At 62.1% G+C, this 22,977-nt stretch carries 15 protein-coding genes and 1 pseudogene; 7 read left to right on the forward strand and 9 right to left on the reverse strand.

What is annotated here, in order from left to right; translation table 11 throughout:
• Positions 1 to 10: 10 nt before the first annotated feature.
• From EYW47_RS31975 to EYW47_RS31985, 3 genes are all read right to left on the reverse strand, one after another.
• Positions 11 to 796 (reverse strand): LysE family translocator, encoded by a 786-nt coding sequence (locus EYW47_RS31975; RefSeq protein ID WP_133198810.1) that lies wholly within the window; start codon positions 794 to 796, stop codon positions 11 to 13.
• Between the two features lie 277 nt (positions 797 to 1,073).
• Positions 1,074 to 2,072 carry an NHL repeat-containing protein gene (locus EYW47_RS31980; protein ID WP_133198811.1) on the reverse strand — a complete coding sequence of 333 codons (999 nt, stop codon included), beginning with the start codon at positions 2,070 to 2,072 and terminating at the stop codon, positions 1,074 to 1,076.
• Between the two features lie 396 nt (positions 2,073 to 2,468).
• Positions 2,469 to 4,235: a hybrid sensor histidine kinase/response regulator gene (locus EYW47_RS31985; protein WP_133198812.1), complete on the reverse strand. Its 1,767-nt coding sequence runs from the start codon at positions 4,233 to 4,235 to the stop codon at positions 2,469 to 2,471.
• Between the two features lie 119 nt (positions 4,236 to 4,354).
• Between EYW47_RS31985 and EYW47_RS31990 the strand changes: the two genes are divergently transcribed.
• Positions 4,355 to 4,987, forward strand: a complete 633-nt coding sequence (locus EYW47_RS31990; RefSeq protein ID WP_133198813.1) for a response regulator — start codon at positions 4,355 to 4,357, stop codon at positions 4,985 to 4,987.
• A gap of 295 nt (positions 4,988 to 5,282) precedes the next feature.
• Entirely contained in the window at positions 5,283 to 5,573 is a 291-nt protein-coding gene (locus EYW47_RS31995; RefSeq protein WP_133198814.1) for a hypothetical protein, read from the forward strand.
• Here EYW47_RS31995 and EYW47_RS42180 read toward each other — a convergent pair.
• From EYW47_RS42180 to EYW47_RS32020, 5 genes and pseudogenes are all read right to left on the reverse strand, one after another.
• A pseudogene (locus EYW47_RS42180) lies at positions 5,454 to 5,897 on the reverse strand (ISKra4-like element ISBte2 family transposase); the annotation flags it as partial. The gene EYW47_RS31995 and the pseudogene EYW47_RS42180 overlap by 120 nt on opposite strands.
• A 141-nt stretch (positions 5,898 to 6,038) precedes the next feature.
• Complete coding sequence (locus EYW47_RS32005; protein ID WP_133198815.1) at positions 6,039 to 6,632, reverse strand: OmpA family protein; 594 nt, start codon at positions 6,630 to 6,632, stop codon at positions 6,039 to 6,041.
• Between the two features lie 141 nt (positions 6,633 to 6,773).
• Positions 6,774 to 9,926 (reverse strand): CHAT domain-containing protein, encoded by a 3,153-nt coding sequence (locus EYW47_RS32010; RefSeq protein ID WP_133198816.1) that lies wholly within the window; start codon positions 9,924 to 9,926, stop codon positions 6,774 to 6,776.
• Positions 9,926 to 12,658 (reverse strand): MGH1-like glycoside hydrolase domain-containing protein, encoded by a 2,733-nt coding sequence (locus EYW47_RS32015; protein ID WP_377785381.1) that lies wholly within the window; start codon positions 12,656 to 12,658, stop codon positions 9,926 to 9,928. Before EYW47_RS32015 ends, EYW47_RS32010 begins: the two co-directional genes overlap by 1 nt.
• A 142-nt stretch (positions 12,659 to 12,800) precedes the next feature.
• Positions 12,801 to 14,819: an amylo-alpha-1,6-glucosidase gene (locus tag EYW47_RS32020; RefSeq protein WP_133198818.1), complete on the reverse strand. Its 2,019-nt coding sequence runs from the start codon at positions 14,817 to 14,819 to the stop codon at positions 12,801 to 12,803.
• A 150-nt stretch (positions 14,820 to 14,969) separates the two neighbouring features.
• On the opposite strand from EYW47_RS32020, the gene EYW47_RS32025 reads away from it, so the two are divergent.
• The 3 genes from EYW47_RS32025 (at position 14,970) to EYW47_RS32035 (ending at position 18,270) form a co-directional block, all read left to right on the forward strand.
• Positions 14,970 to 15,809, forward strand: coding sequence for an SPFH domain-containing protein (locus EYW47_RS32025; RefSeq protein ID WP_133198819.1), 840 nt, complete (start codon positions 14,970 to 14,972; stop codon positions 15,807 to 15,809).
• Between the two features lie 2 nt (positions 15,810 to 15,811).
• The gene (locus tag EYW47_RS32030; RefSeq protein ID WP_133198820.1) at positions 15,812 to 16,363 is read left to right on the forward strand and encodes a hypothetical protein; all 552 of its coding nucleotides are present in this window, start codon (positions 15,812 to 15,814) and stop codon (positions 16,361 to 16,363) included.
• A 449-nt stretch (positions 16,364 to 16,812) separates the two neighbouring features.
• Positions 16,813 to 18,270, forward strand: coding sequence for an NCS1 family nucleobase:cation symporter-1 (locus tag EYW47_RS32035; protein WP_133198821.1), 1,458 nt, complete (start codon positions 16,813 to 16,815; stop codon positions 18,268 to 18,270).
• 227 nt (positions 18,271 to 18,497) lie between these two features.
• On the opposite strand, the gene EYW47_RS32045 is transcribed toward EYW47_RS32035, so the two are convergent.
• Complete coding sequence (locus EYW47_RS32045; RefSeq protein WP_133198822.1) at positions 18,498 to 19,472, reverse strand: cysteine synthase A; 975 nt, start codon at positions 19,470 to 19,472, stop codon at positions 18,498 to 18,500.
• A gap of 468 nt (positions 19,473 to 19,940) precedes the next feature.
• Between EYW47_RS32045 and EYW47_RS32050 the strand changes: the two genes are divergently transcribed.
• Both EYW47_RS32050 and EYW47_RS32055 read left to right on the forward strand, forming a co-directional pair.
• Positions 19,941 to 20,477 (forward strand): arsenate reductase ArsC, encoded by a 537-nt coding sequence (locus EYW47_RS32050; RefSeq protein WP_133198823.1) that lies wholly within the window; start codon positions 19,941 to 19,943, stop codon positions 20,475 to 20,477.
• A 190-nt stretch (positions 20,478 to 20,667) separates the two neighbouring features.
• Positions 20,668 to 22,665 (forward strand): thioredoxin domain-containing protein, encoded by a 1,998-nt coding sequence (locus tag EYW47_RS32055; protein WP_133198824.1) that lies wholly within the window; start codon positions 20,668 to 20,670, stop codon positions 22,663 to 22,665.
• Positions 22,666 to 22,977: the final 312 nt, after the last annotated feature.

Raw genomic sequence — 22,977 nt, forward strand, 5'->3', positions numbered from 1 at the left:
ATGCAAACAGTCAGCGCCGGAGCGCGTGCGAGCAACGAGCGTGGTCCAGATCCTCCGCTATCCCATATTGCGCGCTCTCGCACTTCCGAAAGTCAAGCTTGGCGTGGGTTTGTAGAAGATTTTCTGTTTTCGGGGAATGGGCGAAAATCGCCAACATGCTTTGCGTCAAGACCAGTGCGGCAGGCGTTGCAATTTTCAGTCCGAAAAGCGCCAGCATGCCGCCCGAAACCGTCTCCACCTTGCGTCGCTGTGTTGCGTAGAAACGCATCACAGTGCCCGTGGTAAATAGCGTCACGATACCGGAGCGGGTGAAAGCGCTGACCGCTGCAACCCCTGCCACCAAGGCAATGGCTTCGCGTAGGTCAGGCCTCGATGAAATCGCGCCGATGAACATAGTAGAAAAAAATAGTATCGCCTGGGCGTTGAACGCACCTGCGGAAAAGCCCAGACGGTAGGCAGGTCCCATCAGCAGGTTACCCGCAGTTTTCTCTGCTTCCACCGGAAGTTGAGCCGCTTTCTGTTTGAGAATCAGGCGAATTCCAGCGCAAGCAAACCACATCCCACCAAGCAGGCTGACAGCTTTCACCAGTAGCACGTTCTGCGATACCAGTGCGGCAAGTCCTGCAGTCGCCATGGCCGCGAACATCGTATCGGCAGTAGCGAGCCCAAGCGCGATGAGAAGACCAGAACGACGTCCGTGCTTCATTGCATTCGAGACGGTCAGCACAAACGATGCACCCGGGGTCATCACGTTGACTGCGAACAGACCGAGCATCGCGAAAAACGTGTACGACATTTTGATGGCCTTGCTGCGTGCGTAAATCTATTTTGAAGACAAAGAGGCTCTTGTGATGCCGAATTCAGGCGACGCGGACGGACTGCGGGTGAACCAGAGCCCCCACGCGGTTGATGACAGCAACCAGGATCGCCACCTCGATCGCCTGCGTTTATCCATCGGACTACTTAACGATATCCCTGCCACTGACGCCCATAGCGAATCTCGTCCGTCACCGTTCTGCTATGGGGCGAGCTTGATCAGGCAGGCACTCGTGCCCTGGAACGTCACGTAAAGGTTATCGTTTGCGTCCACCACCACCGCCGTGGCGCCGGTTTGCGTCGCCGACATCATGACCACTCTGGACGACGGAATGATCCGGCGCACGGCAATGCTGCCGGAATCCACCATGTAGCGGTTGTTGCCCGCGTCCACGGTAGTCGCCGCTGGCGCGTTCAGCGATGCCGCCGCGGCTGTGCCGTCGGTCCGCGGCCGTTCCCGAGCCGGCCAGAACGGTCGGCGTACTCGAGACGAGCTTGAGCAATTCGATACGGGTTTTGTCGGCGACGTAGACGTTACCGGCCGAATCCACCGCCACGGCATACCGCGTAAAGATCGATGTTCCGCTCGCCAGCATGGCGATCGTCGTGCCGACTGACCTGAATTCCTCCACCACGAACGGGGTCGCGCCGGTATCGACAACATGGACGTTGTCGCTCGAATCGACTGCCGCGCCGTTCATCGTAGTGACAGGTCCCTGCTCAAGATAGGCAGTCGCTCCGCCCAGCAGCGAATCCGGCAGTTCGACCACGTAACTGTCCCCGCCATCGGCAGCATAGAGCGTCGCATTCTTTGCGCCGTATTCCTTCAGCCCCGCAGAGCCCGCCGAGGTGTAGACGTAGTGCGGTGCACCACTGCCCGCGGCAAGACCGAAAACGTCGCCGTCGTTGTTATCGGACGCGTAGAGCTTGCCGCTACCGTCGACGGCCATGCCGACCAGCTTCGTGCCGCTCGCATCTTTGGCCGAACCGAAGGCGGCCTCGTTGGCCAGTGAAGACACGGTTGCCCTGGCGACCGCGCAGGGCAAACTCAAGTTCGTGACGTTGACCGATGACGTCCCGCTGCCGTTGCTCGCGCAACGGTTCCACCATGTCGACTGCATTTGCACCGTCACGGAATAGACGGAATCTGCCGTGACCATCGTGGAGAACGAGAACGCACCGCCGGCGTTCACCTTGACAGGCGTGTCACCATTGTTTTCGAGCACCAGCGAGGTAGCGGCCCGAAGCCCGCTCACCGTACCAGCCGCCGTATAGCTACTGCTGCCGCCCGTTGGGCTCGTGCCGATGGTCGTGGAGCTGCCGCTGCCGCTCGAAGAGCCACCGCTGCCAGTCGACGGAGCGCTCGTGCTTGCGTTGCCGCCGCACCCGCAAACTGCCGGCATCACGCAAAGGGCCATGTCCATTGCAATGGGATGCCCCTGCGTCTTCGCTTTCCCCATGATCGTGTTCGACCTATGTAATGCTTACCCCCGCCAGCCCCCATAGCCCCCGCAGGTCCCCTCGGGCTGGAACTCGTGCTTTCGTTGACGGTTGGAAGCGTAAGGCTGGCGAGCATGCGAGGTAAATACCGCATATGCAGTATTTATCGCACATGGACATGGGAGCCCGCAGAGAAAAGGAGACAAAGCCTTTCAGGCGGGTTGCGACTCGATTAGCCTCTGCATTTCGTGCGGATCGAGCGGCTTGTGCAGGATGCGATAGCCGCTCGACGAAGCGGCGCTGATGCCCTCGGCCGAGGTGTCCCCGGTAATGATGATCGCCGGTATCGCCCGCCCGATGGCTTCAGACACGGCCCGGATAACATCGACACCGGTCACGCGCCGCGCCAGCCTGAAGTCGGTCACGACCAGTTGCAGTGCCGAACCCTGCGCCCCGGCCACCGCGATCGCCTGCTCGAGCGACTGCGCGGCGACCACGGTGTGGCCCCAGGCGCGCAGTAGGGTCTGCGTGCCGACCAGTACGTCGCGATCATCGTCCACAATGAGGATAGTCTTGCGTGCATGGCCCGCAGCGGCCTGCACGGGGGGCGTCTCCACCCTGGCTGCGGATGGCGCAACGTCCTCCGCAGCTGGCAGCGTGACGGAAAAAATCGAGCCGCGTCCGGGCATCGAGCGCACCAGGATATTCGCCCCGAGCAGTGCGGCCGTGCGCTGGACGATGGCCAGACCGAGGCCGAGCCCCTGCTCCCGGTCACGCGCCGCATTGCCCACCTGGTAGAACTCGCGGAAGATGTTCGGCAGTTGATCGGATGCAACGCCGACACCGGTGTCGAACACCTGGATCTCCACGTTCGCCCGGCGGCGACGGCAGGCCACCAGAATGCCACCTTGGCTCGTGTAGCGGACCGCATTCGACACAAGGTTGGTCAGCACGTTGTGCAGGAGAACCGCGTCGGTATCGAGCCAGATATCCGTCGGCCGGATCCTGAGAGTCAAATTTTTTGCGGACGCAGCGTGGAGAAACTGGTTTTCCAGTGCATCCAGTTCCTGCTGCAGCGGAAAGCGGCTTGGCTCGACTTCGATGACGCCCGCGTCGAGCCGCGAAATATCGAGCAGGACGTTCAGCAACTGCGACATGCCCTTCAAGGCGGTCCGCAGCCGTTCGGCAATGTCCCTGAGCGCCACGCGTTCGATAACCGGTGCGTCGGTCAGGGCGCGCAGGGTTGCGATATAGAGGCCTAGCGCGTGAGTGGGCTGGCGCAGGTCGTGGCTCGCGGCGGCGAGGAACTGCGATTTGCTTCGATTGGCGAGCTCGGCCCGCTCCTTTTCCTCGGTGAGTTGCCGGATCAGGCCGATGTTTTCGAAACGCAGCAACACGGCGTCGCGCACCGTGTGTTGCAGGGTCCGGCTAAACGCGAGATTCACCCCAAGCAGGAATAGCGAAAGGAATCCCAGCACGGAAAAGAGCTTGCTGCCATACAGGAACGAGCGGATGGCGAACGGCAGCACGGTCGGCAACGCGAATATGACGTAGGTTGGCCACCAGGTAGATAGCGAAGCCACCGAGCCGCCGGTCATGCCGGCCAGCACGATACAGATCAGCGCCGTCACGACCGTGTCGTCCGGCGCGAAAAACAGAATGCCCATGGCGCCCCACAGGCAGCCGGAAAGCGCCGAACAGATCATGTACCGGCGCGCACGGCGGTTCACCGTCTCGACGCCGTGCCCCGGACGACTGCGATCGCGCCATATCATCGCGATACGGATGGCGGTCAGCACATAGATGGCGGCCGCCCAAGCCAACAGATCGCGTTGCGAAACCTCGCGCCACAGCAAGAAAACCGTCAGGCTGACCACGGCGATATTGCCGAGCAGGATGGGCGGCGACTGGCGATACAGCGTATTGATCAGTTCGAGTCTTACATTGGCGCTATATTCACGAGAGATGTTGTTTGCCATTTTGAAGACGCGTATCCGATCTTGCGTTGTACGGTATCGGGGAAATCAGTCGGTATTGTCGCAAAAGAATGGAGCATTGCGCGGCCCGCGGGCCGCCCCCGCTAAATCGTGAAAGAAAAATGAAAAGAATCGTGCTTGCCGAAGACCACGCCATCATTCGCGACGGCATGAAATTATTGTTGTCAACACGCCGTGACTGGCGCGTCGTGGGCGAGACTGCGGACGGGAACAGCGTATGCCAGATCGTGCGCGATACTGAAGCGGATCTGCTGTTGCTGGATCTGGATTTACCCGGCTGTCGCGGTATAGAGTTGGCACAGCAGATCAGGGCGCAATCACCGGAGACGAAAATCCTGGTCGTGACGGCAAACCAGAGCGCATCCTCGGCCCGATCCGCCGTGGCGGCCGGGGTGGACGGCTATATGCTCAAGCACGAAGACGGCGATGAGCTCCTGCATGCCATCTCCGTCGTCTTCTCGGGGGTCCGTTATGTGAGCGCGACGCTCGCTCATGCCCTGGAAGCTCCGCTCGGCAGCACCCCGCAACCGATTACAGCGCGTGAGCAGGAGATCCTCGTGCTGATTGCCAGCGGCCATTCGAGCCAGGATATCGCGACGAAGTTGAATTTAAGTGTACTGACGGTGCGCAAGCATCGGCAGAATCTGATGTCAAAACTGGCGTTGCACAACGTCGCGGAACTGACGGCCTATGCGATCCGGGACGGCCTCGCCACGACGCCGCCCGGCTCTTGAGGTAAGCGCGAGATCTCGCTGAACGCGCGTCGCACGCAGGCGTTTCTCTCATCCTTCGGCCCGATCCGGTAGCGCTCGCGTTACGCAGGCGTCGGATGAACCCGGCATGTCAACGTGAGCCTCCCCAGGTATTTTCGCCTTCCAGTAGGCGGGGTGGCGGCAAGGTATGCACTTTTGTGCTGCAGAGCATAAACGCTTACCTTGTTCGCCCCTCTAGATATGGAAGGGCCGCGGAAGTAAGCCTCCTGGAGTAAAACGGAGATTCCAACACCCGTTTTCCGGGAAGAGCACGCAAATGAATGTGCCTCGCCCGGCCACTCACGGGCAGGATACAACCATCACCGGATCCCTGTATGTTGCCTTCGATTATGAAGCCGGGCGTGACGACTTCTGGCTGCATCTGTGCCTGGAAGCACATCAGATCACGGACTTGGTGGCGAATTCAGCCAGTATCGAAGTGAACCGGCGTAGACGTCGCGCGCATGCCTTTGACAATCTGCTCAAGATATCGCACCCGCATGGATATATGGAACCAGTCGAGTACAGGCTTCGGCGCAAACGGCAATTCATTAGCAATGGTCTGTAGCCCATTGGCTCCATCTGTAATCACCGAAAGTGTCGGGCGATGGTTGTTTGTGGTGGATCGCACGAGGGAGGCAAGCCGTTGCACTGCGTCTGGCAACTCCTTTCTGACAAACGCGAAAACCCGCGGTGCGTGCCCTTTTGTTGCAAGCCGCCCGGTGAGTACCTCAAAGCTCGAACACTCCGATTTGCATCGACCACGAACAAAGCCACCATCGATTGCCAACGTCCATTGAGCGTCGGGGCGTGCAACGTTACCCGCGGTTAGCTCATCGCCGTCTATGCGCGCGCCGGCACGCAGGATCCTGTTTCTCACCGTTACATAGTTTCGACGGCACGATTGTCTCGTTCGCCGCAACGCCGGAATACGAGACCTATCGCGGGCTGGGCTGGTACGGCGTGATTTGCCAACGGCCGGCGTGACACGTGAGAGCCACGACGCTGCCCAAGGCATGGATAAACAAGATGGTCAGTCAGGCAACCTCACAATTGTCACGCGCCGGTTCTCCGGTGCGGCCGGATTACGCGTGTTCAAGGGCTCGGATGAACCCTTTCCGACCGCAGAGAGACGCTCGGGCGCGATGCCCTCCCCACGCGTGAGGTAATCCAGGACGGCCACGGCGCGATCCGCGGAGAGCTTCATGTTCGCGACGGCCGAACCTCGGGGGTCGGCGTGCCCCTCAATGCGGAACTTATATTCTGACAATTGAGTTGACTGTAGCGCGTGCGCGACCTTGTCAAGCGCCGCACGCGCTCCGTTGGTCAATGTTGTCGAGTTAGTCGAAAAGGTGATCAACAACGCCACGGACGGCTTGCTCGCGGGTGCCAACGAGTCACTCCCGGGACCAGGATCCCTGTACCTCAGTCCGCGAGTGACCACACGATTCTCGGCCTTTTCTGGTGTCAGCGCCTGGATGATCGATTGCTCATCGACGTCCTGCTCTTTTATCAAGGGTTCGGCGGCGCAGGCGAGGCGTGCCAGGCTGGCGACGCACAGAACTGCCAAAAGCAGACCGCTGCGCCCACGGGCCGCATTAAAGTCAGGCTGAATCGAATTCCACATGTCAGAGTCTCCGTCGAGCTTCACGTCCTGAGTTGTTGGAGGCGGCAACGCAGCGCCTGCATTTTGAGTTATCGATTATTTGGGCCGTTTTTGGAAGGACGCTCTCCCTCATGGAAGCCGGTTTGCACCGCAGCAGCCGGCTCAACGCGCTCCGTCGCCAACTAGCGAAAAAGCGGCCCAGAACGCCGGATGCCCATAGTCGCTGCCTCGCGCGGACATGAGTTCGAGCATTGATTGCCGTAGCGCCTCGGCTCGCGTGATGCCTCGATTGGCGGCTTGTATCCGAAATAGCCTCGTGGTCAGCAGCCGCGCCGAGACCGTCTCCACTGCCCAGTTTGAGACCAGGAGGCTGCGCGCACCAGCATAAAAGAAGGCCCGTCCCAGTCCGGAGACCGCTTCGTTGCCCATGCCATCGCCGCTGCCTGTGTCGCATGCCGACAGCACCACCCAGTCCGCATCGAGTTTGAGCGCGAACACGTCGTCGAGACTCAGAAAGCCGTTGCTGCACCCGTCGTGTACGAGTGCGGGATTGGACATCGCAAGCACGGGCTCGTCGAGTCCGATGACTTCGCCGGCGGCGAGGCTGTGGGTTGCAAAGGCCACGACGCGGTATTGCGACAGGTCGGTGGCTTTCACGTTGCAGACCGTCGCTCGGCGTTGAAGAAAGAGATCGCGCTGCGGGTCGGCACCCATCGCCTTGGCCATGTCGCGAAGTTCGTCGCCGGTATCGGGGAGTGCCGGGAGATGCGAATAAACCTCGCCTCGCGAGATGGCCGGCATGGCCGACGCGTCTGGCAGCACAGCCGCCGGTTGGCTGGCCGGTTTCGCGGGTTCGGCTACGCTCGCCGGGTCCGGCTGGGAGGGCGCCATGGCGAGGTGGCGAACCGCCAGGCCGCGCGTCGTGGTGGCTGGCGGCGCGTCCACGTCAAACACGGGATCGCCAAAGCCAACAAACGGTCGACGCTCGCTCGCCACAGGCGCTGCCTTACGCAGCGCAACCAAGCCGTTGGCCGATGGATACTGTTCGATCGCAAGCTTTTTGATGAGCCAGGGCATGTCCGCATAGGTGTCACGCGTGCCGGGTCGAGAGATATCGCCCGGTTCCGTCAGTAGAAGAGCAAAGGGAACCTGCCCAAGGGGGCCGTCCGGAATCACGTCGAGCGTCCGTGCCGATGCCCACAGGTCAGCGTCCGGACCGAGCAGCAAGGTGTAGAGCCGCTGCGCGGCCGCGACATCGAAAGGCTTGATCCGACCGTCCGAGAGATCGACGCTCTGCCGTAGCAACGCGACCTGCTCCCGCCAGTGCTGACGTGCAACGCCGACCGCCCGAAAGCTTGTACGTTCGCCAGAGAGCGTCCATACATACGTTTGACGGGCGCCGACATAAATCGCGACGAGTGCCTCGCCCGGCCGCAACAGTCGCCGTACTTCATCGATCGACGCTGGACGCGGCTCGGTCAAGTCGGCGTAGCCAGGGAACCGGGCATTGATCTCCCTGCTCAAATTGGCTTGCTGCTCGGCCGCGCCATGTAGCTCACGCTCGAGCGCCGTCACCGTCGCGTCGTCAATCTGCGAGGTCGGCAAGGCAGTCAAATGCTCGAGCAGATGACCGAGTGACTGTGCGCGATTTGCGGCATCTTGTTCGCGGCGGGCTAGCGCGGCGAGCTGCGGGTCCGGCAGGTTAGCGCGAGCCACGCTCGCAACGACCGCCTGCTGCACAGCGGAGTTGCGTGCAATATCGGCTACTTTGAACGCCTCATTCGCGACATCGATGCCCGGTTTCGATGTCGCGGACGCCTGCATGTTCGCAAGCAGATCCAGATAGCCTTCGACGACCACGCGCAGCCGGTATTGGCGCACGAATCCGCCCGGCCAGTCGCTGTCGGATCCGCCCGATTCAGACCCGTTCAGTCCGGTCATCTCCGGGAACGAGAGCCGGTATTGCTCCAAAGCCTCATCTTGCTTGTGTTGCGAAGCCAGCGCGTTCGCCAGGTACCCTCGTATATAGGCAGTCACAAGGGGATCGCTGAATCGGTGACGCTGTCTCCACGCAAGCATTCGTCGCAACATGGCTTCGGCGCGTGCGGGCCGGCCGCTATTTTGTAACGCAAATGCCCAGTCAAGATTGCCCGATCCGCGCTGCGCGAATTGCTCAGGGCTACGTCGCTGGTCGGCATCACGAACGGCAAAGGTATTGGCCGCCTCTGTCCAATTCTCCCGCATGACCTGCACGAGTCCGATCCATGCGCGACGGTCCGCCAAGGCCAACGAATACGGTTGAACCTGCGCTTGCTGAACGGATTGCAGCGCCTGCTCCAACAGCGCCGCGGCCTGGTCCACCTGGCCTTGCTGAAGTCGGATCACGCCAAGCTGTTTGAGCGCCGCACTGGTGGCGACGGTGCTCGGGCCGGACAGGGCCTGGGTTTCGGCCAGCGACTCGCGTGCGTAGTAGGCTGCTTCACCCAACTTGCCCTCGCTTACGAGCGTGGCCACCAACCTGCGTTCTGCCGTTGTCAATGCCTCTCGATGCCACCGCACCACTGCGCTGTCCGGCGTGTGCCTGTCGTTCAGCTCTGCCAGGAAACGTCGACGTGCGTCGACTTCTTGCCGTTCGAGGTCCTCGGCAGCCCGGTAGTTGCCCTGCACCATCTGCAGCCTTCCCTCGAGCGAATAGACCACCGCCAGATCCAGGTCCTTGAACCCACCGCTGCTTTCGCCTCTTACGTCGGACAGAATGTTTTTGACCTGCTGCAACTCCGCACCGGCCTCATGCAGCATGCCCAGCGTAATATAGGCATCGGCAAGGCGCGCGTGGAAATACGCCTGGTGACGCAGCGACGACGCTGGCATTGCCGCGAGCGTGCGCTTCAAATAGTCGATCTGGGCAACAATGTCACCCGACGCAGCAAAGGCGGTCGAAAGATCATATCGAATGCGCCATTTATCGCAGCGCTCGGTGACTTTCTGCGTTGGCGGGCTTAACTGAGCCGCCTGCGATAGATCGGAAATCGCCTCTGGATAACGCCCGAGGCTATAGTTGGCCAGCCCTCGCGCCTGATAAAACGCGCACAGTTCGGCGTCCGATGCCCCCTCGGGCGCAGATGCCGCGGCACGGGCTTCGAGTTCCGCGATGTGTCGTCCGTCCACCTCGACGGGCAAACCCGCATCGGCCGGGTCCCGGGAAACGATCGACTGGGCGCTCGACGGCTGGACGACGCACGCAAGCAGTATGGCCGTGGCGAGATGGAGCACAAGGCGGCAGCGCAGGACTCGCTGTGTCGAAAGTGGAATCATCACTTGACCACCCCCACCTCTTTGAACTCGCCCGCGACGGGGACGTTGCCCGATGGACTCATCACGTGCGGCTGCAGCATCAACGCGACGAGCGCGGTCCACCCTGTCTGGTGCGATGCGCCAACGCCGCGCCCGCTGTCTCCGTGGAAGTACTCGTGAAACAGCACAAGGTCGCGGCAACGCGGATCGGCCTGCAGCAGCGGGTAGGCGCCCATCACCGGACGCTCGTCGTTGCTGTCGAGCAGAAAGAGTGTCGTGACGCGGCGCGCAAGCTCGTCGGCGATCTGCGCGAGCGACAGCTTCGCGCCCGAGCCAGTCGGATACTCGACGAGAAAGTCGTCGCCGTAGTAGCGGTGGAATTCGTACAGCGACTCGATCAGCAAATAGTTGACCGGCATCCACACCGGGCCGCGCCAGTTCGAATTGCCGCCGAACACGCGCGAGTCCGATTCGGCGGGCAGGTATTTGACGCAGAAATTGCAGCCGTTGTAGCCGTAGACGAAAGGCTCGTCGAGGTGGGTGCGCGATAGCGCACGTACGCCATGGTCCGAGAGGAACTCGCTTTCGTCGAGGACGCGCCGCAGCAATGCCTTCATCCGGTGCCCGCGCAAGAGCGACAGCAGCAGCGAATTGCCCTGGCCCGGCTCGTTCCAGCGCGACACGAGCCGGGCAAGGTCGGGCCGGTGTCCGAGAAACCAGACGAGCCGGTCGCGCAGACCTGGCAGGCCGCCGTGCACCCGCTCCTCGAGCACACGCACCGCGAAGAACGGAATCAGCCCGACTATCGAGCGCATCCGCAACGGCACGGCGGTGCCGTCGGGCAGCCGCAGCTTGTCGTAGAAGAATTCGTCGACGCTGTCCCACAGCCCGGTGTCGCAGCCGTCATCGCAGCTCACGGCGCCCGCGATGTACAGAAAGTGCTCGAAGAACTTCACGCCGATGTCGACGAACACGTGATTCTCGAACGCGAGTTCGAGCGCAATGCGCATCAGGTCCAGCGCATACGCGGCCATCCATGCGGTGCCGTCCGCCTGATCGAGACGGCCGCCCGTTGGCAGCGGCGACGAGCGGTCGAAGATGCCGACGTTGTCGAGTCCGAGGAAGCCGCCCTGAAAGATGTTGTGGCCGTCCGCATCCTTGCGGTTCACCCACCAGGAAAAATTCAGCAGCAGTTTATGGAAGATCAGCTCGAGAAATTCCCGATCGCCCTTTCCCGTGATCGAGCGATCGATCTCATAGACACGCCACGCGGCCCACGCATGCACCGGTGGATTCGCGTCGCCGAATGCCCACTCGTACGCGGGTAGTTGGCCGTTCGGATGCTGGTAGCGGTCCTTCACGAGCAGCAGCATTTGCTTCTTCGCGAACATCGGATCGACCAGCGCGAACGCGACCGCCTGGAATGCGAGGTCCCAGGATGCGTACCATGGGTACTCCCACTTGTCCGGCATCGAGAGGATGTCCGCATTGCACAGATGCTGCCAATCCGCATTGCGGCCGCGCTGGCGGCCCGCGGGCGGCGGCGGCTGCAGCGGATCGCCTTCGATCCAGCGGTGCACGTCGTACTGGTAGTACTGCTTCGACCACAGGATGCCCGCGAGTGCCTGGCGCTGCACGAGCCGCGCGTCGGCACACTCGATGTCACGCTGCAGTGCACCGTAGAACGCATCCGCTTCGTCGATGCGGTGCGCGAAAAGGGTGTCGATGTCGAGCGGCACCTCGTCCCTGGGCGCGCAAAGTGGCCGCCAGCGGAACGTGAGCACGGCGCGCCCGTGCGCCGCGAGTTCGAGATGAACCCGCGCGGCAGCCTTCGTGCCGGCGTCGCGCCGGATCGCGTCTGCGTGGCCATGCACGACATAGTCGCTGATGCCGTCCTTGAACGGGCCGCCGCCGTCCATGCCAAAGAGCCGCTTCACGTTGGTGTCGTTCTCGCAAAACAGCCACTCGACGCGCTCGCCACCCTTCGACGCAGCCGTCACGACGAGCGGCTCGTGCGAATTGTCACCCATACACTGCGCGAGAACGTGTTCGCCATCTGACGACGAGACGAGCGTGAGCGACGGCTTGCCGACTGTGGCCTTCCACGACCACGTGTTGCGTGCCCAGATCTGCGGCAGCACGTCGAGCGATGCGTGCTGCTCCGCGCGATTCTCGACCGTAACGCGCATCACAATGTCTTCCGGCGTGTGCTTGGCGTATTCGATCTGCACGTCGAAATAACGTTCGTCGTCGAATACGCCGGTATCGAGGATTTCGTACTCGGGCAAGTTGGCGCCGCGCCGTGCGTTCTCGTCGATCAGGTCCTGGTACGGAAACGCGATCTGCGGGTACTTGTAAAGCATGCGCATATACGAATGCGTCGGCGTGCTGTCGAGATAGAAGTACAGCTCCTTCACGTCCTCGCCATGATTGCCCTCTTTGTTCGTGAGGCCGAACAGCCGCTCCTTCAGGATCGGGTCGAGGCCGTTCCAGAGTGCAACGGAACAACACCAGGCGAGCCGCTCGTCGGCAAAACCTGCCAGGCCGTCCTCGCCCCAGCGATAGGCACGCATGCGCGCGTGGTCGTGCGGAAAGTAATCCCACGCGGTGCCGTGCTCGCTGTAGTCTTCGCGCACCGTGCCCCACTGGCGCTCGCTCAGGTACGGCCCCCAGCGTTGCCAGCGGGCATAGTCGCTCGAGTACAGGCGTTGGCCTTCAATAGTCTGAATGAGGCCGGCGGCACGCTGCAGCATGTGCATCTCCCTCTCGTGGGGCCGCCGGGGTCGTCCATCGGGCGCACCACGTCGGACGGCGCGCAAGCGCGTCGAGAGTCACATGCTAGCGCGCTTTTTGCGCTGCGGCTCGCAGGCAGGCGGCGCAGCGTACAGAACCGGGCTAGTCTGGATCGCCAAGCCGTTTGAGCATGCGCAGCAACTCACCGAGCGACCACGCCTGGAACGGTGCGCCTCCCGGCATGTGGGGCGCGTCGCCATCGGCGACCTCGGAAATGTGATCGAGCCCGGCACGGTCAAGTTGCGCGAGCAGCGGCGCGACAAAGCGCTCGTGTGCGAGCGCGCGTTGTGCCACGGTATCGCCATTGACGCGCAGCCATGCGTCCACGAAGGGCCCGAGCAGCCAGGGCCAGACCGTGCCCTGATGATACGCGCCATCGCGCTCCAGCACGCCGCCACCGTAACGCCCGCGCCAGGCGGGGTCCGACGGCGCCAGCGTACGCAGCCCCATCGGTGTGAGCAGATGCGTTTGAACCTCCGTGACGACCGCGCGTGCCGCGTCGCCTTCGAGCAGCGCGAACGGCAGACCGCCTGCCGCGAAGATCTGATTCGGCCGAATCGAGTGATCGACGTTGCCCTCGACATGATCGACGTCGATCACGTCGAATAGTGCGCCCGTCGATGGATCGACGAAGCGCTCGGCGAACGAGGCGCTGGCGCGCGCTTCGAGTTCGCGCCAGCGCGCATCCCACGCGCCCGCGATGTGTAGCGCGTTGATCCATAGCGCCTCGACTTCGACCGGCTTGCCGATGCGTGGCGTGACGACCCAGTCGCCAGCCTTCGCATCCATCCAGGTGAGCTGTACGCCCGGCACGCCGGCTCGCAGCAGCCCGTCACGCGGATCGGCTGCGATCCGGTAGCGCGTGCCGCGCGCGTAGCCGTCAAGGATCGCGTCGACCGCGCCTTGCAGCATACGCCGCGTTGCGCTCGGCACGTGCGCCGCTTCGAAATAGTCGTGCACCGCAACCACGAACCACAGCGATGCATCGACCGAGTTGTACTCGGGCACACTGCCGGCGTCGGGAAAACGATTCGGCAGCATGCCTTCGGAGACTGTCGCCGCCCATTCGAGCAGGATCGCACCCGCGTCCTCGTAGCGGCCGTTTGCGATCAGCAGGCCACGCATGGAGATGAACGTGTCGCGGCCCCAGTCGGTGAACCAGGGGTAGCCCGCGACGATCGTGCGGCCGTCGCCTCGCGCGACGATGTAGGCGTCAGCGGAGCGCGCGAGGCGCGAGCCGCGCGACGCCCTGCGCAGCGCCTCGAAGCCGGCGAGCAGGGTCGCGCGGCTCGCCGCGCTGTCGCCGGCCCCATGCAGGGAATCAGCCGCCTCTGTCAATGGTTGCGCACGCAACATAAGTACTGCGTCGCCTTTGCCGAGATCGAACGAGAATACCCCCGGCGTCGCGAGATCCTCGATGTAGTCGAGACCGCGCTCTCGTTCACGCGGATAGCAGAAGCTGCGGTACCAGTCCGGCGCATGCGTATAGCTGCCGTTCGAGAAGGCAACAATCTCGGGCAGATCGGCGTACGGTTGCCAGCGCACCCGCTCGCCGTCGATCTGGGCATCGAACGCGAACGCCGGGTTCTCGTGGTGCAGCGCATGATAGTCGCGGCCCGACATCAGCGGTCGAACTTTCAGCGTGGGCGCCGGCGGCATGGCCTGCGACTCGGGTGCATCGGTGCGCGTATTTGACTTGACCCCGGACCCGACCCCGGACGGTGCTTCGAGGTGCCAGCGCAGCACGGTCTCACGGCTCGCCTTAGCAACGAACAGCTCGGCTGTGAGCACCGCGCCGCCGCCCAGCAGGAAGCGCCACGTCGGCCACGGCGACGTGGCGAAGCTCGCGATGCTCTCCGAGATGTCGGGATAGAGCAGATCGGGCGAATAGCGCTGCATCGTCAGCGCTGTTTTGCACTCGCCATCCTCGATCCAGGCTTCGATGCCGTTGACGAGCACCACGCGGCCAGTGGGCGGCTGCGTCGCCGCGAGCAGCAACGCGTGGTAGCGGCGCGTACGCGCGGTGCCGGCCGTGCCGGACGCGAATCCGCCACTGCCGTCCGCTTCGAGCCATTCGTCGTCGAGACGGCCAGCGTCGATAGGACTGTCAAGACGTGTCATCGGGTCGTCCTGCCCTCGTGGATATTCCGGAGGTTCGGTGCCACACATAGAACGATTTTATATTCTGCGGCTTGGTTATATGCTTGGAACGCTAGGAGTCACGGCAACCGCTGCCCTTCGAATTCTTCGACTGGATATAAGGAGCATTGCATGGCCATCGCAAGGCAGGTTATCACGTCGCTACAGCGTGACGGCACCGATATGCTGGGCACCAGGGGCCTGGCGGTCAAGATCGCCGATGAAAGCATCGTTTCGGGATCGCTGTTGACCGTCGAAAGCAACCACTTCTGCGTTCTGAAATCGCGCGGCGCCGTGCTCAACATCTATGAAACCGGGCAATACGCACTGACCACGCCCGACAAGCCGCTTCTGGGTTCAATTGCCCAAGGTTTTTTTGGCGGGTCCTCGCCTTGGGTTTTCGAAGTCATTTACGTTAATCGCTCGAAGCTCCTGATTCGCAACCAGGGGGTTGCGACGAGTGCGGAAATGGCCGAGATGGCTTATCAGGTCGACTATTACGTTCACGTCGATACCAGGGAGGCGGCGCTCGACCTGATTACTCATTTGCCGTTCAATGGAAACTTCATCAACACCGAAGAAGTGGCCGAGTATGCGGGACCGGCCATCGAACAGGCCATCAACCAGATCGTGCAAGTCACGAAAATGGAAAGCATCAATGAGCACATCACCGAAATCAGGGACTCGGTGAAGATGCACCTTTCCGATTTTCTGAAAACTTTCGGCATCTTGCTCAACGACGTCAAGGTGTTGATCATGCCGAAGGACGAGCGGATGCGCGAACTGATCTCGCTGCAGGCAATTGGCCTCACACCGCTTGAGGCCGTTCGTTACTATCTTGCTTTACGAATGGCCGAAAAAGGTCTCGTTTCCGCACCCAACGCTGCAGCAGGCTTGCCATTTCAGATCGGCGTTCCGGCTGCCGGAGTGTATTCATTAGGGTCCGATACAGGGCTTTCCACGAGAACCTAGCGATGGATTCAGGATTCTATGACGAAGGCGTGCTCCGGCAAACCGCGATCAACCTGTTTTACGGCTGGGGCTACAACTTCTATAAGATCGAGAACCAGTTGCGTGCTGACGATCAGCTCGTACGCAGCAAGGCGGCATGGCTGCTCGGCATGGCGCGCTCGAGCGTGGAGCGTGCCGAGTCCGAGTACCGGCGAGCACGATTTGGCACGCCGTCTCGCGAAAAGCCATTTCCAGATCCGTCGGTGACAGCGGCGGCGCAGCAGCTCGAACAGCTCGCTGCCCGTATCGGCACGCTGAGTGGCCGGCTGCAATCGCAGCCGGTGCCGCAGCAGGATCGCATGACACAACGCTACCGCCAGGAAGCAGAGACAATCGAGGCTCTAATCGGCTGCGATGAGCGGCTCGTGGGGCAGTGCAACTTGCTGCACGCAATGCTGGATACGCGAAGTGGCGAATGGATGCTGGAGCATCTGGGCGAACTTGACCAGGGGCTCACGGCAGCCCAGGAAACCCTGCGGCGCCGCGAATCGATATTAAGTGAGCGCAGGCAATAGGCACCATTTCGCCATGCTTACGGGCACATCGGGCCGCCGTGTCAATGACGCGCGGGCCAAGTGCGGATGGACAACCGGCGCAAAAAAACCGGACTGCGCGGCCGCCGAAACCCACGCTGCGCTGCAAAACGGCAGGCGTCGTCCAGTTTGCGAACGGAACCACCGACAAGGCGACGGCGCTTCCCAAAAAACGCATGGCAGCCCGATATCCCGTTGAATTTTCCACGGCACGGGAAGGTGTCAAAGCAGAGGAAGAGGCGTTTGCAGTACACGCGATTCTGGCTACTTGATGGCAGCCGGCACATAGATCAGTCAGGGTTAACCCATTCGAAACTGTAAGGCAGCGTAGCTACAGTTCTTGCATGCCATCTCGCTTCAGGCACCGCGGTATCTCTGCCCAGGAGATCTGTCGTTGTTGCCTGAATTCAACGCGTTCAAAGGAGATGCAGATGGAAACCCTGAGCCCTTCCGCCAGGCTGTACAACGAAGATCTCGCGCCCGCCAGGGAGCGCAACTGGGGAGGCTTCAGCATCTTCAACGTCTGGACCTCGGACGTGCACAGCCTCTGGGGCTATTACCTCGCCGCCAGCCTGTTCCTGCTGTGCGGCAACTTTACCAACTTCATTCTGGCGATCGGGCTCGGCTCGCTGGTGATCTTCGCGCTGATGAACCTGATCGGCTACGCGGGCGAGAGGACCGGCGTGCCTTATCCAGTGCTGGCGCGCGCCTCCTTCGGCGTGTGGGGCGCCAATCTGGCGGCGCTGGTGCGTGCCGTCGTAGCCTGCTTCTGGTACGGCGCGCAAACGGCAGCGGCTTCGGGCGCATTGGTCGCGCTACTGATCCGCAGCAGCAGCCTGATGCAATTCCACCAGGGCACGCGCTTGCTCGGCCACTCGGGGCTGGCAGTGATTTGCTATGTGATCATCTGGGCGCTGCAGTTGCTCATCATCCAGAAGGGCATGGAGACGGTGCGCAAATTCCAGGACTGGGCGGGTCCCGCGGTGTGGGTCGCCATGCTGATTCTCGCGATCGGTCTGTGCGTGAAGGCCGGCGGCTTCTCGTTCAGCCATGGCATTCCGATGAACATGCTGCTCGAGAAGACCCGGGATGCCGGCGTCAGCGGCGAGCCTGGCTCGTTCTGGGCGCTGATGGCCGTGGGCGCGACCTGGATCACCTACTTCGCGGCGTTATACCTGAACTTCTGCGACTTCTCGCGCTACGCGAAGAACCGCGACGCGGTGAAGAAGGGAAACCTGTGGGGTCTGCCGGTCAACCTGATCGCGTTCTCGCTGGTCGCTGGCGTCACCACCATCGCCGCCTTCAAGGTGTACGGCGAAGTCCTGCTCCACCCCGAGCAGATCTCGGCCAAATTCGACAGCTGGGTATTGGCACTCATCGCCGCACTGACCTTCGCGGTCGCCACGCTGGGCATCAACGTGGTGGCCAATTTCGTCTCGGCTTCATTCGATATCTCCAACGTGTTCCCGAGGCATATCAGCTTCAAGAAAGGCGGCTACATCGCCGCGGCCATTGCGCTGGTGCTCTACCCGTTCGCACCGTGGGAAGGCAACGCCGCGCATTTCGTGAACGCCATCGGCGCCACGATGGGTCCGCTGCTGGGGATCATCCTGGTGGACTACTATCTGGTGGCCAAAGGCAACATCAACGTCGCGGCGCTCTATCAGGAGCACGGCGAGTACCGCTACGAAGGCGGCTGGAACGTCAACGCGCTGGCCTCTGCGGCGCTCGGCAGCGTGTTTTCGACCTTCCTGCCGAACCTCACCAACCTGCTGCCGGCCTGGTGGAACACCTATGGCTGGTTTTTCGGTGTGGGGATCGGCGGTGGCATGTATCTCATCATGGCGACGCTGCGGCCGCGCACCGTGGCCGCGCCGACCAGCGCTTGAGGACCTTGCTTCAGGAGCCGGGGCTCGAGTTCAGTGCGAGGGCGTGAGCAGAAAGCCGAGCGCCTCCCGCCACCAGGTTTCGTCGACGCGGCCAATCCAGTCGTTATGTTCGGCCGCCTTCACCACCATCAGTCGTCTTGGTTCGGCCAGCGCGTCGTAGAGCGCTTCGCCAAAGCGCGCGGGAACATTAACCTGGTGAATTTCATCACGGATGCTCGACTGGCCACCTATGCCGGAACCAACCCCCTTTGCTCGAGCCAGTCCGGATTGAAAAGACGGGATCGGTAGAGTTCGCCGCGATCGCACAGCAGTGTGACGATCGTATGTCCCGGCCCCATGTCTCGGGCAAGCATGACAGCGGCCGCGACGTTGATGCCTGTCGAACCACCCACATAGAGCCCTTCCTCACGCAGCAACCGGTAAACCATGGTGACGCATGACTGGTCATCGACCCGGTAGGCGTCGTCGATCGGCGTGCCTTCGAGGTTCGCAGTGACGCGGCTGGAGCCGATTCCCTCGGTAATCGAATTGCCTTCCACCTGAATCTCGCCCGTCTTCACGAAGCTGTACAAACCGCTGCCGTGCGGGTCGGCGAGAACGATCCGCACGTCGCGGTTCTTTTCCTTCAGGAAACGGGCCACCCCCGCGAGGGTGCCGCCAGTACCGGTGGCACTGACGAACGCATCGACCGTGCCAGCGCTATCACGCCAGATTTCGGGTCCGGTAGTCTCGTAGTGCGCCCTGCGGTTGGCCAGATTGTCGAACTGATTCGCCCAGATCGCGTGATCAAGTTCCTGGGCGAGCCTTCCGGCGATCTTCTGGTAGTTGTTCGGATCCTTGTACGGTGCGGCCGGCACCGGGCGGACTTCAGCACCCAAGACGCGTAAAAGCTCCATTTTTGCGGGGGACTGCGTCTCCGGAATGACGATCACGCAGCGATAGCCACGAGCCGCGCAGATATGGGCAAGGCCGATGCCGGTATTGCCCGCGGTGCCCTCCACCACGGTGCCCCCGGGCTTGAGTTCGCCACGCTGCTCGGCATCCCGAATGATATACAGCGCGGCACGGTCCTTGACCGAGCCGCCCGGGTTCATGAACTCGGCCTTGCCGAGAATCTCGCAGCCGGTCTCCTCGCTGAGCCCGGCGAGCCTGATAAGCGGCGTGTCCCCCACACATCCGGCAAAACCCTTGCGCACACGCATACCTCCCCCCGCAACTGCCCGACTGGCAACGGAGCGCTACCAACTGAAAGCATAGGCGAAGATCCCGCGCCCTTTCCAGGCTTCGACCAGCCGGTTGATAGCGACACGTGCGATCTTTGTGCGTCGCCGGGGCACGGCTGATTGCTGCCCCAAGCCTGATGGCGGTATCTCATGGCCTCAAATCACTGGCTAACTCAGCCGGAACGGTCCTGTTCGGCGCGGCGCTGTGCGCTTTCGTTGTTTTCGTCGTTTTCGTCGTTTGCGCGTTCGGTTGAGAGCAGAAAGACGGGGATCGTCACTCGGACTTGACCGCCTTCTCGAACTGTGACGGTCCGCTGCGTGAATGAACGCGCGGTCGCCGCTCTCACGTTCCCCGCACCGCACGCGACGGGACTAGACTGATAGATCGATACGCGGACCGCACCCCACTGGCGTGACGCTCTCGACCGCTTTTTCAGGGAGCCGTTCATGAATGACCGGACGTATAACGTGCTCTTTCTTTGCACCGGCAACTCGGCGCGCAGCGTGATGGCAGAGGCACTACTCGCCACGCTGGGGAAAGGTCGATTTCGCACGTACAGCGCAGGATGTAATCCGATCGGCAAGATCAATCCTTTCGCGATCGAACAGGTGCGCAAGACTGGGTACGACCTGGCGAATCTGCGTAGCAAATCGTGGGACGAGTTCGCCATCTCCGAACCGAGTGCACCCCATATGGACTTCGTTATCACCGTATGCGATCAGGCCGCTGGCGTGGTATGTCCGCTGTGGCCCGGCCATCCCGCATCAGCACACTGGAGCTTCTCCGACCCCGTGGCCGTGGAAGCCGCGGATGAAAGCAAACGTGCTGCATTCGAACAGGTTTTCCAGCAGATTCGATGCAGGGTCGAGGCGCTCGTCGAGATACCGCTGGACGAACTTGATGACGCTGCCATTCGCGCCGAATTGCGACGGATTAGCGACATCGACGTCACGGCCATCGGTACATCCAGGATGTCGACGTGAGGCTGGAGCGTTCGAAGAGCAATTCCGATTGCCTTGTCCCCTGATGACGGCTGCATCCACCTCACGCCATAACGGTCGATGAACCAGACGGTTCGATGAGCGCGGCGCAGTTGGCCGCGCCCTTGCAGGGCACACGACCCTGCCCAAATTGATGGAGAGCGCTGGTGGGTACGCCCCGATGGAGGCCGACATGACAAACCGGCTCGCTGCAGAATCCTCGCCTTATCTTCGCCAGCATGCGGACAACCCGGTGGACTGGTATCCGTGGAGCGACGAGGCATTTCGCCGTGCACGCGAGGAAAACAGGCCGATCCTTCTCTCGGTGGGCTACGCCGCGTGCCACTGGTGCCACGTCATGGCGCACGAGTCCTTCGAGAATCCGCGCATTGCCAGCCAGATGAATGAGCGCTATGTCAGCATTAAGGTCGATCGGCAGGAACGTCCCGACATCGATGAAATCTACCAGCAGGTCAGCCAGATGATGGGCCAAGGAGGCGGCTGGCCGCTTACCGTGTTTCTCACGCCACAGGGAGAGCCGTTCTTCGGTGGCACCTATTTCCCGCCGGACGATCGCTACGGCCGCCCCGGGTTCGCGCGCCTGTTGATAGCCCTGAGTGAAGCCTGGCGGTATCGGCAGGATGAATTGCGGGACACCATTGTGCAGATTCAACAGGGCTTCCGGCAGCTCGATCAGGCACACCAGGGCGGGTCGGCCGCCCGTGTCGAAGATCTGCCTGCCCAGACAGCACGCGCCCTGGCACGGGACACTGACCCGGCTCATGGGGGGCTTGGCGGCGCACCCAGGTTCCCCAATCCGAGCTGTTACGACCTCATGCTGCGCGTCTATGAACGAAGCCGCGAACCCACGCTGCTTGACGCATTGGAACGCACACTCGACCGGATGGCGGCGGGCGGCATCTATGACCAGCTCGGCGGCGGGTTCGCCCGCTATAGCGTCGACGAGCGTTGGGCCGTGCCGCATTTCGAGAAAATGCTTTATGACAATGGCCAGCTTGTGAAGCTGTACGCAGATGCCTGGCGCCTGACTGGCAAGCGAACATGGCGCTGCATCTTCGAGGAGACCGTCGCCTATATTCTGCGCGACATGACGCACCCCGAAGGGGGCTTCTACGCCAGCGAAGATGCCGACAGCGAAGGCCAGGAAGGCAAATTCTATTGCTGGACGCCCGCCGAGATTAAGGCAGTCCTTGGTAAGTCAGAGGGCACACTGGCCTGCCGGGCCTACGGTGTGACAGAAACCGGCAATTTCGAGTACGGCGCCACGGTACTCCACCGTGCGGTCGAGCTGAACGCGCTGGAGGAAGCGCAGCTCGCTGGCTGGCGCGAGCGGTTGCTGGCGGCGCGCGCCCGACGTGTGCGCCCGGCCCGGGACGACAACATTCTCACCGGTTGGAATGGTCTGATGATCGCGGGGCTCTGTGCCGCCTTCCAGGCGACGGGTGTCCCCGGGTATCTCAGCGCGGCAAAGCGTGCCGCCAATTTCATCGAGAAAGAACTGACACTTGCCGACGGCGGCGTATTCCGGGTCTGGAAGGACGGCGTAGCCAAGGTGCCGGGGTTCCTCGAGGACTACGCCTTTCTCTGTAATGCGCTGCTCGATCTCTACGAGTCATGCTTCGACAGGCGCTACCTCGATCGTGCGATCGAACTCGCAACCCTCATCCTCGACAAGTTCTGGGAGGACGGGCTGTACTTCACACCGTGCGATGGCGGGCCCTTGGTGCACAGGCCCCGTGCCCCATACGACAGCGCCTCGCCATCGGGCATCTCATCAACCGCATTTGCCTTCGTGCGTCTGCATGCACTCACCGGGCGCGATCTCTACCTTGAGCGCGCCGAGCACGAATTCCGGAGATACACGGCGGCAGCAGGCAGAGTACCATCCGCCTTCGCGCACCTCATGGCCGCGATGGACTTTGTGCGGCGCGGCCCGTTCGCGATCGTCTTTGCCGGCGAGAAATGTTCAGCCGCAGGGCTTGCAACTGGCGTTCGCCGCGCCTACCTCCCCGCGCGCGTGCTGGCTTTTGCAGAAGACGTGCCGATCGGCCGGGAGTGTCACCCGGTCGACGGCCGGGCCGCGGCATACGTGTGCCGGAATCGCACGTGCGCTGCACCCATGACCGAGGGCACCGCGCTACTTCAATATTGCTTGTCCGGCAGGGTGTGACGGCGCGGGACCGATCCATGCACGCCCTTTTCGAACCCCGTCTCGCCATTGTTCCTGGGCGGCGCATTGGCTATGTTCTTCGCAGTAGCGTGGCGCGGCTGCGCTTGCGGAGACTGGAATTCGCGGATCGCGCCGAGGAGTTCGAACAGACGCGGAGCAGCAGCTACGGCACATGGCAGGCTTCCACAAGGCTGACGACAGCGCCGACCTGAGCAGGATCCGGGACAATCTCGAGGCGCTTTTGCTACGCCCAAACGCCAGAACCCCGGTGCTCTTGCGGAGCCACCGGGGTTCTGGACGTACTGCATAAGG

This window comes from Paraburkholderia silviterrae, from assembly GCF_004353915.1.
GTDB lineage: Bacteria > Pseudomonadota > Gammaproteobacteria > Burkholderiales > Burkholderiaceae > Paraburkholderia > Paraburkholderia silviterrae.